This is a genomic window from Capnocytophaga haemolytica (assembly GCF_001553545.1).
GTDB lineage: Bacteria > Bacteroidota > Bacteroidia > Flavobacteriales > Flavobacteriaceae > Capnocytophaga > Capnocytophaga haemolytica.
On sequence record NZ_CP014227.1, the window covers coordinates 259,193 to 275,643 of the forward strand.

Here is a 16,451-nt window from a genome sequence, read left to right on the forward strand (position 1 = left end):
AAACGCTGCAAATGTAAAAAATAATTCTTTACCTAACATCTTGTGTACATATTTTTTTAGCACAAAAAAAGTATAACACATTGTTTTACAATGAAATAATAAGTATAAGAGACCGTTTTATTATCGACTCGTTAGAAATATTTTAGTGAATATTTTTGGTAAATTAAAAGTAATTAGTATATTTGCAAAATATTATCCTTAAACATAAAAAATATGAACATCACAACAGACGCCATACATACTTATGAAAATCTGCTTTACCGCAATAAGGTCAAAACATTTTCTATTTATATAGTAGTATTACTAAGCCTTTTTGTACTGCTGATCTCTCTGCCCTTTATCAAGGTAGAGGTGAGTGCACAGGCACGGGGTGTGCTGCGCAGTGATACGGAACCTGTACCTATCAATAGTATTGCTTCGGCTCGGGTAGAGCGCATCTATCTTAAAAACAATCAAGAGGTTGCCGCAGGCGATACCTTAGTGGTGCTCTCCTCCGAAGGTCTTAGTTCTGAACGCGAAACAATACTTAAAAATATACAAGAACAAAAAGACTTACTCACCGACTTAGAGCTTATTGCTCATAAGAGCTTTTCACAGTTGCAGACTGTTGCCCTTCGTGAGGAATACGCAGCCTACCGCAGTGCCTGTCAGGAGCTACAAAGCAAAGTGGCACAAGCCAAAGTAAAACTCAACCGCAACCGACAGCTCTTTGATAAAGGGGTCATTGCGCTCTCAGAATTTGAAACATACGAATTTACCTATCAACAACTCAACAGTTCTTTGCAGAACCTCCAAAGCAAGTACTTCTCAGAGTGGAGCAACCGTAAAATCACCACTAAGGAGAAACTCACTTCCTTAGAGAATTCGCTTACTAAGCTCGGAACAGAGGCTCAGAACTACGTTATCAAAGCTCCTGTGGCAGGCACCATTGAAGGGTTCTCTGGTGTGCAGCAGGGTAGTTTTGTGCTCTCTTCTCAAAATATAGCAACCATCTCCCCTAATAACAACTTGGTAGTTGAGGCGTATGTAAGTCCAAAGGATATTGGTCTTATCAAGAAAGGACAGCTCGTTAGAGTTCAAGTGGACGCTTTTAATTACAACCAATGGGGCACGCTCACCGGTAAAGTTTTAGATATTGACAATAACGTAACCCAGCACAATAGCGATATATTTTTTAAAGTGCGCTGCCTCTTAGAGGACAATAGTCTTAGTCTTAAAAATGGTTACAAGGCAGCTATAAGCAAGGGAATGACCCTCACCGCACGTTTTATCATTGCGCGCCGAAGTCTTTATCAATTATTGTTCGACAAGGTAGACAATTGGCTCAATCCTACTCAATCCTTAAAAACATAGCCTATGAAGAAACAATGTCTCATAAAACAACACGATATCCGCGATTGTGGAGCTGCCTGCCTCGCTTCTGTTGGCAGCTATTTTGGTGTGCAATTGCCTATTGCCCATATCCGCCAGTTAGTGCATACTGATAAGCGCGGCACCAATCTTATGGGGCTTATTGAGGGAGCTGAAAAGATGGGACTCACAGCCAAAGGGGTGCGGGCTCCGTTAGAGGCACTCACAGAGTTGCCGCTCCCTGCTATCGCTCACACTGTGCTCGAAGGACAATTGCAGCACTTTATGGTGCTCTATAAAGTGGACAAAACACACGTACACCTTATGGACCCCGCTGAGGGCAAGATGGTGCGCTATACCTACGAGGCGTTTAGCAAAATATGGTCGGGCGTCTTAGTGCTTATTGAGAAAGACGATAGCTTTGTAGCACGTAATGAAAAAGTGAGCAACTTTCAGCGGTTTATTGAGCTTATCGCTCCGCATAAGGTAGTGCTCACTCAGGCACTTTTTGGGGCTTTTATCTTTACCCTTTTGGGGCTTTCTACCTCTATCTACATACAAAAGATAACCGATTACGTATTGGTAGATGGCAATGGCAATTTGCTCAACTTGATGAGTGTAGTGATGTTGCTCATTATTCTTTTGCAAGCGTATATAGGCACTAAAAAGAGTGTTTTTATACTCAAGACAGGCCAACTTATCGATGCCCGCCTCATTCTCGGATATTACAAACACCTCTTGCGTTTGCCGCAACGTTTTTTTGACACAATGCAAATAGGGGAAATCACCTCGCGTATCAATGATGCGGTGAAGATACGCGCCTTTATCAACGATGTGGCCATTGACTTGGTGGTCAATGTGCTTATTGTGCTGTTTTCCTTCACCTTAATGTTCGTCTACAACGTTACTTTAGCCCTTATAATGCTGGCGATTATCCCACTATACGCCTTAGTCTATTACCTCTACAACCGTTATAACAAGCGTGTAGAGCGAAAGCTAATGGAGGATAGTGCCCAGTTACAGACCCAATTAGTGGAGAGCATCACCCACGTGCGCACTATTAAAGAGTTTTCTTTGGAGGAGTTTTCTGACAGCAAGACAGAAAATAGGTTTGTAAAGTTACTTTTTACCATCTATAAATCGGGACTAAATGGCGTTTTTGCAAGCACTTCTACACAGTTTTTGGCGGCTGTATTCACCGTGATACTGATGTGGGTAGGGGCGGGCTATGTACTCAAAGGAACACTGACACCTGGGGAGCTTTTCTCTTTCTACGCCTTAGTAGGGTACTTCACTACGCCTGTGGCTTCGCTCATAGGGGCTAATAAGACGCTACAAAACGCAATGATTGCCACCGACCGCCTTTTTGAAATAATGGACTTAGAGCGCGAAAAAACAGAAAACAAAGTAACGCTCTCTCGTGAGCATTTTACGGATATAGTTTTTGAAAATGTATCCTTCCGTTATGGCTCGCGCACAGAGGTATTCGAGAGTTTCAATGCTACTATCAAAGCAGGCACTATCACAGCTATTGTGGGGGAGAGTGGCAGCGGCAAAACCACACTCTTTGCTCTTCTGCAAAACCTATATCCCCTGACGGCTGGCAAAATCACTATCGGGAGCTATGAAGTGAGCCACATTGACGTGCAAAGTCTGCGCTCCTTTGTAGGAATTGTACCGCAGCAAGTAGACCTCTTTTCGGGTTCTATTATTGAAAATATCGCCCTTGGTGATAACTTCCCCAACCTGCAACGCGTATATGATCTGTGTAAAGCACTCGGTATCACTGCCTTTGTAGAGAAGTTGCCCTACGGTTTTGAAACACAAGTAGGTGAAAATGGAGCACAGCTCTCAGGCGGACAAAAACAGCGTATTGCGATTGCCCGTGCCCTCTACAAAGACCCACAACTCCTACTGCTTGATGAGGCAACCTCAGCCCTCGACACTGCCTCAGAGCAAGTAGTAAAGCAAACTATAGACGCCTTTAAAGCTCAGGGGCGCACTGTGATAGTCATTGCCCATAGATTGAGCACTATTGCCAGTGCCGATACTATCTTAGTGCTCGAAAAAGGTACGCTTGCTGAGCAAGGTACGCACCAAGAGCTTTTACAAAAACAAGGTTTGTACCATAAACTTTGGAGTGCTCAAAACCTCGTATAAAAATAATAAAAAAGATAATGACTATGAAGAAACTACACACGTATGAAAAAATCAGAAAGCTGCACGAATATATAGAACAGCAACAGATAATTACTCCTGAAGAATTAGCCTCTCACCTTGGAGTAAGCAGACGCAGACTCTTTGATATGCTCACTTATTTAAAAGACTTAGGTGCCTCAGTCTCTTATGACAGGAAAGCGCAGTGTTATAGATATGACAATGATTTTCAGCTGGTAGTAGAGATTAAAATTGTAGCTATTTCCAATGGAGAAGCACAAATGATTTCAGGAGGAACAACACTTTTTTCAAATATTTTTGAAGAAAATTTGCTCAGTGCAAGGTTTCTGCACTGAGCGATATTAACTTTGCACCCGAAATAAGATAGCAAGCGCGCGAGGCTATCTTTCGAGTAATAGTATTTAATTTTTAAAATTTTTAAACAAATGAAAACAGAACAAAAACAAAAAACAGAGATGTTGAGCTTAGATAAGCTTAACAATGTAAAAGGAGTTGAGGCACTTAGTGTTAAAGAACTCAAGGTAATTGAAGGAGGTGGTTTTATAGACTGGTGTAAGAGACATCTTCGACCAAAGGTTTTTACAATTCGTGATCAGATAACAGGAGAAAAGATTACAGATGCTTATGGCGTTAGCGTAACACTTTAATTACTAATTATGAGAAGGCTACCTAAGAGCAATATAACAGTTTTAGGTAGCCTTCTTATTAGAAATATATTAATTGTATGAAAAAAATATTAGCCTTATTCATAATATTAATTACTATACCATTAAGAGCCCAAGATGCGGTAAAAGAATTTAAACAGGTATGGACACCAAGAAGCCTTATCTTTGAAGATAAAAAGGTGAGTTTTAATATTGATAACCAGCAAGAGGGTAAGGTGCAACATCTCACAGGGCACTTTCTCATCTCATCAAACCTTTATAAAGCTAAAGAGTGTGTTTTCACTCCTTCAGACCCTCGAAAAGAAGAACAGAGAAAATCCTCTTTAAGTGCGTTAACCCTAAAAGCAGTCTTTATCTGTAAATTTTTGAACAAAGCAGAGCACTTAGAGTATTTTACAGTAGAGAAAGTAGCATCTAATACCTATAAATTATCGCCTGCAAATACTCAGGCTGAGCAATTATTGAAATTAGTGAAGGATGAAAAGGCTCATTTCATTATAAAACTTAATGAAAAAGGTGAGATATACTATACAGAGTCCTATCTTTCAGGTAAACAGAATGTTTCTATAAAAACGTGGTATAACTTTACTCTAATGGGAGATACTTTTGATTGGATGTTTGAAAATGAAAAGAATAGAGACGTTCCCAAAGATGAGATAGTTACTTATTTTACCAAAGCAGAAGGTAAAATCACAAATAAGGAAAATCAGGATTACATCAATTTTAAATTTGAAGTAAAAGAATAACACCTTTATGAAGCATCTTTCGACTATAATCTTTATCATACTAACAACACTTTGCCAAGCACAAGAGCAAGACACAATCGTTAAAGAACTTCCTAAGTATATAGAACCCATATCCGACATCACTCCCGCCGATGGCTTCTATGCTCTCTGGGATACTTCTGGGGGTTATAGCACTCGCAATGACGACCCTATCAGTTGGGTGTTAGATATAGGCTTGGGGGCTGGCGTAAGGCAGTACGGCTTTTCGGCAAATATATTCATTGGCAGTATCTCTAATAAAGTAACCCAGCCCTTATGGGTATATTACCCCAATTACGACAATGCCCCTCAAGGGCGTAAGATGGCAGAAAGTGAAGGCAAAGAGACTTATATGGCAATGTTAGAGCTGGGCTATAGCGTCTACACTCTTGGCAGGTATACCTTTGATGTGCAAACAGGGTTAGGCTACGGAGAGCGGCAGTATCGTTCGCGTGATGGTTTAGCCAGTAATGGTAAACGTCTCTCGCGCAGTAAAGGCAGTTTTATTTTCCGCCCTACACTTTCAGTAACACGTTGGTGGCGCGATGGTTCTTTCCTACGACTCAAAGCAATCTATAGCCTTGCCGATTATCGTTTAGGAGACGAGAGCACACCTATCAAAGGTGATTACATTGGGATAGGTATTGCCTTTGGCAATGTATTTTGGAAGTTTTAATTATAGAACCTGTTTAAACTTTTATTTTTCTAAGGAAGAAAAAACTGAATGCTAATAGATGCATCGCCACCCAATTGACATCTAACTTTTCATATCTGACCAATAAAGCTTTTTGCCCATCTATCCAAGCATTAGCCCTTTCTATTGTAAATCTTCTTTCGTATAACTTTTCATCAAAATAATTATCTCTTTCACCCCCATTTCTTGGGTTTCCCTTGATATTAGCAACAATATCTTTACTCTCTAAATAATCTCTAACTGACTGACTATCAAAACCTGCATCTGCACTTATAAATAGTCCCTCTGTATTTATATCAGCCTGTTCTAAGAACTCAAAAATAGCCTTTAGATTCTTCTCTATTTCGTACAGGTCATTATGATTTCCTGCCATTGGAGGACTCATTGCTAACATTTGTCTCTGATTATCACAAAGGAAAATAGCATTTGTCGTATTAGCTGCTTTTCTACCTTGAAACCCTCTACTTTCTCCTCCTTTTGTCTTACTATGGCTACCATCTATTTGAGCACAAGAAAGATCTAACTTACTCTTGTTTTTCTCTAAAATATTAAGCCATACCCTCTGAAATGAGCCGTCTTTGCTCCACTTGTTAAAGTAGTAATAGATGGTGTTCCAAGAGATTTCTCCCTCTTCAAATTGCTCTTTTATAGGAATTTCTCTCCACTGACATCCTGTTTTTAATCTCTTAAAAATCAGTGTAATAATTTTCATAAGACAGAATTTTGAAGAAAATCCTCGTTTTCCTACACTCAAAAAAGGTATAATCCAATTAATTATTGTATCTTTGCACATAGTTCCAGTTTTTTTTAGATTTTTAGTTTGACAATACAAAAGTACTAAAAATTCTGGAACTTCTTTATTTTTGAAAAGTTTAAACAGGTTTTTCCTTAGAAAGATAAAAGTTTAAACAGGTTCGTTGTTAGAAATGGGAAAAAAGCATATCATTTAAGTGAAGGAGAATGTAGTTTAATATCTTTTTGCTATTTTATGGCTAAACTTGAGGACATTGATACTAAAAATATGAATCCTATTATTTGGATAGATGATCCTATTTCAAGTTTAGATGGGAATCACATATTTTTTGTTTATAGTTTGATAAGTTCAGAAATCATTCAACCAAAAAAATTTGAACAATTATTTATATCAACACATAATTTAGATTTTCTCAAATATCTGAAAAGATTTTCAAATTATCTTTCTAAAAAAGACGGTCAGGAAAATATAATTTCATATTTTTTACTTACTAGGGAAAGTGATGAAAGTAAATTAATTATAATGCCAAACTATTTAAAAAACTATGTAACAGAATTTAATTATTTATTTCATCAAATATATAAATGTTCTATTGCAGAAGAAAATGATATTAATGAACATAGCTTATTCTATAATTTTGCTAATAATACACGAAAATTTTTAGAAGCTTTCTTATTCTATAAATATCCTAATGCAGACATAAACGATAAAGATAAACTATTAAAATTTTTTGAAGGAGACAAACAAGCTGTAACATTGGCAGATAGAATTGATAATGAATATTCTCATTTAGAGGGGTTATTTGAAAGAAGCATGAGACCTGTTGATATTCCAGAAATGAGAACAATGGCTCAATATATTTTAAAAAAGATTAAAGAAAAGGATGAGGAACAATATGATGCTTTATTAAAAAGTATAGGAGAATGTAAGAAATAAAACTTTGTCCGTTTTTTACAATTGTATTCCCTGCGCTTGCGGTACTTTTGCCCCGAATAACAAATACATTATCAGAATGAAATTAAACGCAGGTATTATCACCGAGAAATTAGCCGAAAGCAAGGCTTTCTACACCCAAGTATTGCAATTTGGCGTTACTTTTGAAAACGACTTTTATTTGCTGTTGCACACCCCCAATCAGGAGGCAGAAATCAGTTTTTTGTTGCCTAACCACCCTTCGCAACAGCCTCTCTTCCAAAAACCTTTTACCCAACAGGGCGTATACCTCACCATTGAAGTAGAGAATGTAGATGAGTATTACCACAAGTTAAAAGAGCAGGGCGTGCCCATTGCCATAGACTTACGCGAAGAGCCTTGGGGCGACCGCCATTTTGCCATTATAGATCCCAACGGCATCGGAATAGATATCGTAACCTATTCCGCACCCGAATAAAAATGAAAAATCCCCCATTGAAAGAGAAATCTACCGGCGGGGATTTTTTAATTAGCTAATTATTCACTACCTTTGCACTCATCATTCGTCATTCGTCATTCGTCGTTCGTCGTTCGTCATTTGTAATTCGCCATTTGGTTAGGAATTAAACTCGATAAAATCGAACAATCCTCTAAAAATTAGCCTATGAGAACATTCCTATTCTTAATCTTTATACTTAGCTATTCTCAAAATATGTTTAGTCAAACTAAGACAGATATAGATACCATCTACAAACAAGATTTCGAGGACTTTTCTCTACAATTAGTCAGAGATGATAGTGGTGAGAAGCAAGCAGAGTTCCGTACTTTATTTATAAATAAAAAAACGAGTATTTCTACAAAAATCTTTATTTCTACTTATAAAAAAGACCTTCATTGGATTTTTGGAAAATCAATAGGAGAAGGCGCATATTATACTTATAATATCATCAAAGGATTCCATTTAGAAAATAAGCTACTTGTTTTCTATTCTTGTTGGGGAGTAGTAATCGCCGTAAGTTTTGATCTAACTACAATGACACACAAGACCTATTACATAGGATTATACCCTCATACGGGAGCTTTTGCAAATCTCGCACATAGTATAGAAACCAAAGAATATAAAGGTATATTCTATTTTCATATAGAAGCAGGACAACAATCCGGAGGGAGAGCTAATATATTAGGCTACTTTAACCCTAAAACCAATGAAATGTATGACTACATTCCCGATAATAATCTTGGAAAACGCATTTCCGATATAAATAAATCTTTTGAAACCCTAAAAGAAGACAAAGAAACCTCTCTTTTTATAAGAAAATTGCTCATAAGGCTCAAATTAGCCCCTGATAATGTAGCAATTTCTTATATTTTTAGAGCTAAATATCAAAATTTCACTTATTTTTTCTATGTCAAGGACAATTCATCTGTAGAGATTCTAAGATATGATAGTGAAAAAAATGAATGGTTCGTAGGGGGCTATAGTGCCTCTCCTTCACTAACATCTGAAAAGCCATAGAACCTTTAGAAAACACACCCCCCCTCCCCGCTTATAGAAAAATCTACCAGTGGGGATTTTTTAATTAGCTGATTATTTGCTACCTTTGCCCATAAATATTTATCTTGTAAAAATACTAAAAGTAAAAAAAATGAAGAAAATTTTAATTTTATTACTCATTATGGCAACAACAGCAATCAATGCCAAAACAGAGCCTGTAGAAATACAAGGAGCAGTAGGCAAACTCCGTGGGGTGGTAACTACTCCCGACAACCTAAACGGAAAGAAAGTACCCGTGGTGATTCTCTTTCACGGACTTACAGGGGATATCAACGAGAAAATGCATACTACCATCGCCGAAAGTCTCGCCAAGGAAAATATCGCTTCCGTACGCTTTGACTTCAACGGACACGGAGAAAGTGACGGCTCATTTAGAAATATGACCATCGACAATGAGGTAGAAGATGCCCGCCGTATCGTTCAGTATGTAGAGAAACTCCCCTTTGTAAGCTCTATAAGTATCTTAGGGCATTCACAAGGAGGTGTGGTAGCAATTCTGCTCAGTGGAGAATTGGGAAAGAGCAAAATAAAAACGGTAACCCTACTCGCCCCAGGAGTAATTATCCACGACGATATGCTAAAAGGTTCTTTTATAGGTGCTTCTTTTGACCCGCTGAACGTACCCGAACAGATAAGTATTATGGGAGGAAAAGTAATTTTAGGAAAAGAATACATCTTAGCAGGGCAACGTATGAAACCTTTTGAAGCCGCCAAGCAATACAAAGGTGCCGTAAAACTCATTCACGGTACAGGCGACAGGGCAGTGCCTTACTCATATAGCGAATACCTTACCTATTTCTACAAAAAATCTGAATTAACCCTTATAGACCGCGCCGATCACGGTTTTTCAGGTAAAGAGGATACCTTAGCCCAAGAGGTTACCCAATGGCTGAAGAAACAGTTGTAAATTATAAAACACCCTCCCCATAGATACAAAAACCATCTATGGGGAGTTTTTATATCCCCAACTCATAGTAATACCTACACCTCAAAAAAATATTTATAAAATAATATATAGTAAGTTTGCTTATTATATAAAAACATATTACCTTTGCGCCCGAATTACAAATATTAATTTTTATGACAACCGCTACACTTATTGTACGTATTGTATTAGGGCTTATATTGGTAGTATTTCCAGTGAACGCTCTTTTTATCAAGGCTTTTAAACCAAAAATGCCTGAAAAAGCACAACATATTATGCAAGCTTTCCAAGAAACGGGCTATTTGCTTACTTTTGTGCAAGTAACAGAATTGATTGTAGGAATTTTGTTACTCTCAGGGTATTTAACGCCCTTAGCAGTATTGATATTGTTACCTATCTCTATCAATATTTTGCTATTTCACTTATTTGTAGCTCCTCCTGTGGTAGGACCTGGCTTATTTATTTTCTTGATGAATGTATTTTTACTATATTCATATAGAAATTATTACGAATTCCTATTCCATTTATAAATGAAAAAGAGACCTATCAAATATTGGATTATCGTGGCGAGCAGAGACCACGTACAAATGGGCGTTGCGGGAGGCTTTGCCCAAGCTTGCCACGGAAAGGCACAGCCTTTGAAACGTATGCAGGAGGGAGACGGTATTCTCTATTACTCTTCCAAACGCTATTTTGGAAAGGAAGACAAATGCCAAGCCTTCACGGCTATTGGCAGAGTGAAAGACGAGGAAGTCTATGCCTTTCAGATGAGTGAAAATTTTTGTCCGTTTAGGAGAAATATTACTTTTGTAGACTGCGAAGAAACGCCCATAGCCGACCTTATCGAGCTATTGGACTTTATCCCCAACAAAAAAGCGTGGGGATATCCTTTTCGCTTTGGTATTTTGGAAATATCCGAGAACGATTTTAAACTTATAGCCTCTAAAATGTTACACAATGACCTCTCAGCACTCAATTTTTAGTTTAAGAGCCGAAGAAAGCTCAGGGCTTTTACTTTGGCAGGTAAGTATGTTATGGCAACGCGGAATCAAAAAAGTGTTGCAACCTTTCGACCTCACACATCCCCAGTTTGTACTCTTGGCGAGTGCCCAGTGGTTCGCCCAACAAGGAAAGGAAATCACGCAGGTATCTTTGGCAAATTTCACCAAGATAGACCCAATGACTACCTCGCAAGTGGTGCGCACTTTGCAGAGCAAAGACCTCATCACAAGGGAAGAACACAAGACCGACACCCGCGCCAAAGTAGTTGCTATCACTGATAAAGGTGCCGAACTTATCGCACAAGTTGTCGCTAAGGTCGAGGCTTTCGACGATGAATTTTTCAGTATTTTGGTAACCGAACAGCCCTCGTTCAACGCTCAACTGCACAAACTTTTAACGAATTAACAGAATCGTTTTACTCCTTGCTATCCTTGGTATAGTTTTTTGTTTGGGTATTAATGGAGTGAATGCTTTGAAGGAAAAAGCGGAGAATAATTGAGCAATTCCCTAATTTTCTATTTCGCTAATTATTCCCTACCTTTGCACGATTTTAAATTCTATTATAAAGATGAATACAGAAGCAATTAAAATTTACGAAAAATGGACACAGATGTGGAATGGAAATCTCGACCTTGCCGATGAGATTTTATCTCCTACTTTCAAAGCGCACTTAACTTCCGACTCTACCCCTCCTCCGGCATCTGTAATCGATATCCCCAGTGCCAAAGCGTGGATTAATACCATTCGCTCTAAGGCAGATGCCTTGCATTATGAGATTGTACTCGGACCCTTTCGCGATGAGGACTTTATTGCTGCTTATTGGCGCGTAACCGCTACGTTAGGAGATAAAAAAGCAGTGAAAGTAGGTACTGATTTTCTAAAAATTAAAGACGGGAAAATCACCGACTGCTGGACGATGAACAACAGAGAATAAAGAAAAGCGTTTTCCCTTGTGCCACGTATAGCGCAAATGCTTTTTTAGCTAATGGCACAATGAAAAACAGCAACGCAATGGGTGTTTTAGGTATTTTTAAGGTGAAAAAACCTTACAAAAACACTTTATGGACTTGTGGCATTTTTCCCAAAGGCTAACTTATAGCTTAGGCAACCTTTGGCATTTCGAAAAAAGATAGAAAAACGAATAAATTAGGCTTTTTCCCGTAGGAAAAAGCCTAAAGTATTTACAAAGATACCATTTTCTCACAGGCAATGGGTGGTTATGGAAGTTTTTTAGAAAGTTTTATAAAGAATGAGAGTATACAAATAAATGAAATATATTTAAAATTATAGTACTTAAATAAAAATATTATTTTTTTTCATAATAAACGTGTTTAAACTTTTTTGAGGAACTTGGAGATAAACCCTAATAGGAGCATTCCAATCCAAGTTACATCAAGATACTCATATCTCATTATCAAACCTTTATATCCGTAAAGCCAACCATTTGCTTGTTCAATTTTAAACCTATTTTTGTACAATTCTTCATCAAAATAAACATCTGGTTGCTCTCCATTATTAAAGCTAAACCTTCTTTTTTACACTTAAAAAGGAAATAATCCAATTATTTATTGTATCTTTGCCCAAAATTCCTGAATTTTGGTGTTCTTTTTTTTCAAACACAAAATTACTAATTTTCGGGAACTTTTATTTTATTATAGGGAAAAGTTTAAACAGCTTCAATATTTTGTTCGTTTCAGTTTCTTTTTGTAATTTTGTCATTACAAAATAAAAATCAATAAGAAATGTCAGGAAATTTAGCTGACTACTAAACACTAATTCTATGTTAAAAGATATTTTAAACTTTCGTAGGGCGGTACGCTATTATGAGCCTACGCCCATCAGTGAGGAAAAGGTGCGCGAATGTCTTAAACTCGCCACACTGGCACCTACCAGCTCTAATATGCAGTTGTACGAGCTCTACCACATCACTGATAAGGCTTTGTTAGAGAAATTAGCACACGCCTGCCTCGAACAGCGTACGGCTACCACGGCACAACAAATGGTGGTTTTCGTTACTCGTCAAGACAAACACCGCGCTCACGCTCGTGCTATCTTGGAGTTTGAGCGTGGTAATGTACAGCGGAACAGTCCGCCCGAAAGGCAAGCCAAGCGTATTAAAGATAAAGAGGCATATTACGGCAAACTGATGCCCTTTGTGTATAGTAGATTTTTTGGGCTACTAGGACTCTTCCGCAAAGCGTTTGGGATGGTTACCAGTTGGTTTCGTCCTATGATGCAACAGCTCTCGGAAGGCGATATTCGCGTAAGTGTACACAAAAGCTGTGGACTCGTAGCACAGACCTTTATGCTAGCAATGGCAGAGGAAGGGTACGATACTTGTCCGTTAGAGGGTTACGACAGCCGTCGTATTAAGAAACTACTGCACCTACCTTGCGGAGCAGAAGTGAATATGGTGATTACTTGTGGACTTCGTGAACAGCTCGGTATCTGGGGCGAAAGGTTTAGATTGCCGTTTGAGGAAGTGTACAGACATAATGATTAATGGTTAATGAATAATGATTAGATACTAATAACTGTTTAATAATTCAAATATATGAAACTTAGGAATATTATTTTTACTTTTTTAGTTACTATTAACTTGGTAAATGCCAAAACAGAGCCTGTAACTATTCAGGGAGCTGTAGGAACACTTCGCGGAGTGGTAACCACTCCTGATACTGTGAAAAAGTCTCAGAAAATCCCTACTGTGATTATCTTTCACGCACTGACTAGCAATAAAGACAAAAAGCTATATGCTACTTTGGCAGATAGCTTAGCGGCACACGGTATTGCCTCAGTACGCTTTGACTTTAACGCACACGGCGAAAGTGAAGGAGATTTTAAGAAAATGTCGTTAGATAATGAGTTAGAAGATGCACGGCGCATAATGGCATTTACTAAAAGACTCCCTTTCGTAGGTAAGATAGGCTTGATAGGACACTCGCAAGGAGGGGCTATAGCGATGCTTTTGAGTGCCGAATTAGGAAAGAAAAACGTTAAAGCATTAGGCTTGTTAGCACCTGCTTCTACAATTCACGACATACTATCACAAGGGGTACTGTTTGATGCCACTTTCGACCCATTGAATGTACCTGAGGAGCTTTCCTTTTTTGGAGGGAAGGTAACTGTGGGGAAAGACTATATCCTCTCGGCACAACGCTGCAAACTCATTCAGAAAGCGAGTACCTACAAAGGCAAGGTGCTGGTGATTCACGGCACAGGTGATCGGATGATATCCTATACCTATAGCGAGAATTTGCCTTTTTTCTACAAGCATTGTAAGGTAAGTCTTATTGAAAGAGGAGACCATTTGTTTACTGCTAAAGAAGCGGAAACAGCAGAGATGATGACACAGTTTATGCTGAAAAACTTGAGATAATGAGTTGATTTGTCGATTTGTCAATTTGCCGATGTGCCCCTATTTACTAATGACTAAACATTAATAACTAATTTATCAAATGAAAATATATAAAATTACCAATATTGTAGGAAATGAAGGCTTTGCTTGTATGCGACAGAGTAACAAGCAATATGTTAGAGATGTAGAAGTCCTTGATGTATGGTGGGACGACTGGTGTAGTGGGGGTAAAAAAATAGGCGATTTTGTAGAGTGTATAGGTACAAAAATCTGTAAAACAGGAGTATTTGAGGCTTTGCGCAAGCATTTTGATGGACTTAAAGCAGTACCTTTGCAGCTAGAAAAAGATCTTAAAAAGATAAGAAATGAAAAAGAGAATTTTAGGTAACAATCTGCAAGTCTCAGCACTTGGCTTTGGCTGTATGGGGCTTTCACACGGCTATGGCACTACGGAGCTATCGCACGCTGAGCAGGTGCAACTTATACGCACTGCACACGATTTAGGGGTAACTTTCTTTGACACCGCTCAGGCGTATGATGACAATGAATTGCTTGTTGGTGAGGCATTACAGCCTTTCCGCAAAGAGGTGGTACTCGCTACTAAATGCGGCATTTATGGTATAGACGCTGCTAATGGCAAAATGAACTTAGATGCACGCCCCGAGACCATAAGGCGCACCTTAGAAGACTCATTGCGCCGCTTGCGTACAGACTATATCGATCTGTACTACCTTCACCGTGTAGACCCCAAAGTGCCTATTGAGGAGGTTGCCCTGACGATGCAGTCGCTTATTAAAGAAGGCAAAATACGCCATTATGGACTTTCAGAGGCCGATGCAGAGACGATACGCCGCGCACACGCTGTAGCCTCTGTAACAGCCCTCCAAAGTGAGTATTCTATGATGTGGCGCATTCCTGAGGCAACTATCATTCCTACCTTAGAGGAACTCGGTATTGGCTTTGTACCTTACAGTCCGCTCGGCAAAGGCTTTTTGACAGGGAAAATCAAAGCAGAAAGCACCTTTGCCAAGAACGACCATCGCCGTAAAGCGCGCCTCGGGCGAAAGTGCCTCAAAGGTACACACATCGCCTGAGACAAACAGCAGGCCGCTACCGCGCTCCCCTACTACCCGAACGCCATTGCGCACCACCACCACACTCCCCTCTTCCACGAGGATAAGCACCTCATCTCTCAGACGGAACGTTTGCCCGAGAGCCGCCTGTTGAAATATATTCTGCTAGTTGTAAATCTGAATCATTGTGCGGCAAAGATAATGAATAATTTAGAAACAAGATGTCAGCAGGAGGTAGGGTGTTGCTCTACGACCTGCTGACTTCTCGTTTTTTTCACTTTTAATTTTCGTTATACACTATACACTTCTCTCTCCCCTATAAGTGATAATCGGCGTTTGCGTAGGTATAAGCCTAAGAGGAGGAAGAGGGTCATCGGGATAATGCCATAAGTGGGGGAGATGAGCAGTATCTTGTCATCGGGGATGTGGACAAAGCCTCCTGAGATGAGTGGGTTGAGGGCGTCCTCAACAGTGTGCATTATAATGCAGAGCCAAAGGCTGCGGGTGAGGAAGAACATTTCCACAAAGAGGGGTGTCCAGCAGAAGGCTACTATCAGTGAATACAGTGCCATTGCGACTTTGCCATAAGGGAAGAACATATTCAGGTAGTCCTCGCCTAAGAAGAAGAGGTAGTAAGGGATGTGCCATAGCCATACGATGGTGGCTACCACCCCGTAGAACAGCCAATCGCGCTTTATGAGCAGACTCACCTTAGGGGTGAGGTAGCCGCGCCATACGGATTCCTCAAAGATATTTTTGATGAACTCAAAGGCAATCCAAAAGCCAAAGATAGGCAGGTAAGCACTTAGGCTGAACTTTGAGGCATCAGCCCAGCCGAAACACACCCCTAATCCAATGGTGATTCCATAGATAACGGGGTAGACGAGTAGCGAGAGCAGATACCAACGCTTGTTGCCCTTCAGGTGAGGCGTTAGCCCCATATCCTTCCAGCCATCGCCACCGAAAGTTCTCAGGAGAATAACGGTAATGAGCGGGCTGGCGATCCATAGTGCGGCGCCTATGGTATCGGGTTCGGTGTGCGCCCCTTGGTCGGGCAAAATACTGTCGATCCAACCGCCTATCCAGCCGATAAAGGCGGCTACAGCGGTGAAGATAAGGACGTTTCTCAATGTTTGTTTATGTGTCATCATTATAAAATATTTTGTTAGTTACAATGTTTTTGCTACCTTTGCGGTGAAATACGGGGCAAAGGTACAGCGA

General features: G+C 39.4%; 19 protein-coding genes and 1 pseudogene. 18 read left to right on the forward strand and 2 right to left on the reverse strand.

Features of this window, described 5'->3' with window-relative positions; genetic code table 11:
- Positions 1–213: 213 nt before the first annotated feature.
- From AXF12_RS01180 to AXF12_RS01205, 6 genes are all read left to right on the forward strand, one after another.
- Positions 214–1,353, forward strand: coding sequence for an HlyD family secretion protein (locus AXF12_RS01180; protein ID WP_066427838.1), 1,140 nt, complete (start codon positions 214–216; stop codon positions 1,351–1,353).
- Between the two features lie 3 nt (positions 1,354–1,356).
- Entirely contained in the window at positions 1,357–3,510 is a 2,154-nt protein-coding gene (locus AXF12_RS01185; protein ID WP_066427839.1) for a peptidase domain-containing ABC transporter, read from the forward strand.
- Between the two features lie 23 nt (positions 3,511–3,533).
- The gene (locus AXF12_RS01190) at positions 3,534–3,863 is read left to right on the forward strand and encodes a hypothetical protein (protein WP_143325029.1); all 330 of its coding nucleotides are present in this window, start codon (positions 3,534–3,536) and stop codon (positions 3,861–3,863) included.
- A 90-nt stretch (positions 3,864–3,953) separates the two neighbouring features.
- Entirely contained in the window at positions 3,954–4,175 is a 222-nt protein-coding gene (locus AXF12_RS01195) for a hypothetical protein (RefSeq protein ID WP_066427841.1), read from the forward strand.
- A gap of 77 nt (positions 4,176–4,252) precedes the next feature.
- The gene (locus AXF12_RS01200) at positions 4,253–4,939 is read left to right on the forward strand and encodes a hypothetical protein (RefSeq protein WP_066427842.1); all 687 of its coding nucleotides are present in this window, start codon (positions 4,253–4,255) and stop codon (positions 4,937–4,939) included.
- A 7-nt stretch (positions 4,940–4,946) separates the two neighbouring features.
- Positions 4,947–5,633 (forward strand): hypothetical protein, encoded by a 687-nt coding sequence (locus tag AXF12_RS01205; RefSeq protein ID WP_066427843.1) that lies wholly within the window; start codon positions 4,947–4,949, stop codon positions 5,631–5,633.
- A 13-nt stretch (positions 5,634–5,646) separates the two neighbouring features.
- Here AXF12_RS01205 and AXF12_RS01210 read toward each other — a convergent pair whose 3' ends face one another.
- Positions 5,647–6,363: a transposase gene (locus AXF12_RS01210; RefSeq protein WP_231909882.1), complete on the reverse strand. Its 717-nt coding sequence runs from the start codon at positions 6,361–6,363 to the stop codon at positions 5,647–5,649.
- 249 nt (positions 6,364–6,612) lie between these two features.
- Here AXF12_RS01210 and AXF12_RS01215 point away from each other — a divergent pair.
- From AXF12_RS01215 to AXF12_RS01275, 12 genes and pseudogenes are all read left to right on the forward strand, one after another.
- A pseudogene (locus AXF12_RS01215) lies at positions 6,613–7,341 on the forward strand (AAA family ATPase); the annotation flags it as partial.
- 76 nt (positions 7,342–7,417) lie between these two features.
- The gene (locus AXF12_RS01220; RefSeq protein ID WP_009421531.1) at positions 7,418–7,795 is read left to right on the forward strand and encodes a VOC family protein; all 378 of its coding nucleotides are present in this window, start codon (positions 7,418–7,420) and stop codon (positions 7,793–7,795) included.
- Between the two features lie 186 nt (positions 7,796–7,981).
- Positions 7,982–8,833, forward strand: coding sequence for a hypothetical protein (locus tag AXF12_RS01225; RefSeq protein ID WP_231909881.1), 852 nt, complete (start codon positions 7,982–7,984; stop codon positions 8,831–8,833).
- 130 nt (positions 8,834–8,963) lie between these two features.
- Entirely contained in the window at positions 8,964–9,779 is an 816-nt protein-coding gene (locus AXF12_RS01230) for an alpha/beta hydrolase (RefSeq protein ID WP_009421548.1), read from the forward strand.
- A 173-nt stretch (positions 9,780–9,952) separates the two neighbouring features.
- Positions 9,953–10,327: a DoxX family membrane protein gene (locus tag AXF12_RS01235; RefSeq protein ID WP_066427846.1), complete on the forward strand. Its 375-nt coding sequence runs from the start codon at positions 9,953–9,955 to the stop codon at positions 10,325–10,327.
- Complete coding sequence (locus AXF12_RS01240) at positions 10,328–10,780, forward strand: EVE domain-containing protein (protein WP_066427847.1); 453 nt, start codon at positions 10,328–10,330, stop codon at positions 10,778–10,780.
- Positions 10,755–11,204 carry a MarR family winged helix-turn-helix transcriptional regulator gene (locus AXF12_RS01245; protein WP_066427848.1) on the forward strand — a complete coding sequence of 150 codons (450 nt, stop codon included), beginning with the start codon at positions 10,755–10,757 and terminating at the stop codon, positions 11,202–11,204. Before AXF12_RS01240 ends, AXF12_RS01245 begins: the two co-directional genes overlap by 26 nt.
- A 163-nt stretch (positions 11,205–11,367) precedes the next feature.
- Positions 11,368–11,733 carry a nuclear transport factor 2 family protein gene (locus AXF12_RS01250; protein ID WP_066427849.1) on the forward strand — a complete coding sequence of 122 codons (366 nt, stop codon included), beginning with the start codon at positions 11,368–11,370 and terminating at the stop codon, positions 11,731–11,733.
- An 846-nt stretch (positions 11,734–12,579) separates the two neighbouring features.
- Positions 12,580–13,302 carry a nitroreductase family protein gene (locus tag AXF12_RS01260; protein WP_066427851.1) on the forward strand — a complete coding sequence of 241 codons (723 nt, stop codon included), beginning with the start codon at positions 12,580–12,582 and terminating at the stop codon, positions 13,300–13,302.
- Between the two features lie 51 nt (positions 13,303–13,353).
- Positions 13,354–14,178: an alpha/beta hydrolase gene (locus AXF12_RS01265; protein WP_066427852.1), complete on the forward strand. Its 825-nt coding sequence runs from the start codon at positions 13,354–13,356 to the stop codon at positions 14,176–14,178.
- 79 nt (positions 14,179–14,257) lie between these two features.
- The gene (locus tag AXF12_RS01270) at positions 14,258–14,545 is read left to right on the forward strand and encodes a hypothetical protein (protein ID WP_231909880.1); all 288 of its coding nucleotides are present in this window, start codon (positions 14,258–14,260) and stop codon (positions 14,543–14,545) included.
- Positions 14,523–15,251: an aldo/keto reductase gene (locus AXF12_RS01275; protein ID WP_066427853.1), complete on the forward strand. Its 729-nt coding sequence runs from the start codon at positions 14,523–14,525 to the stop codon at positions 15,249–15,251. The genes AXF12_RS01270 and AXF12_RS01275 overlap by 23 nt, the downstream gene beginning before the upstream one ends.
- Positions 15,252–15,520: 269 nt before the next feature.
- Here the strand turns inward: AXF12_RS01275 and AXF12_RS01280 are convergent, their stop codons facing one another.
- Positions 15,521–16,381, reverse strand: a complete 861-nt coding sequence (locus AXF12_RS01280; RefSeq protein WP_066427854.1) for a CPBP family intramembrane glutamic endopeptidase — start codon at positions 16,379–16,381, stop codon at positions 15,521–15,523.
- Between the last annotated feature and the right edge of the window lie 70 nt (positions 16,382–16,451).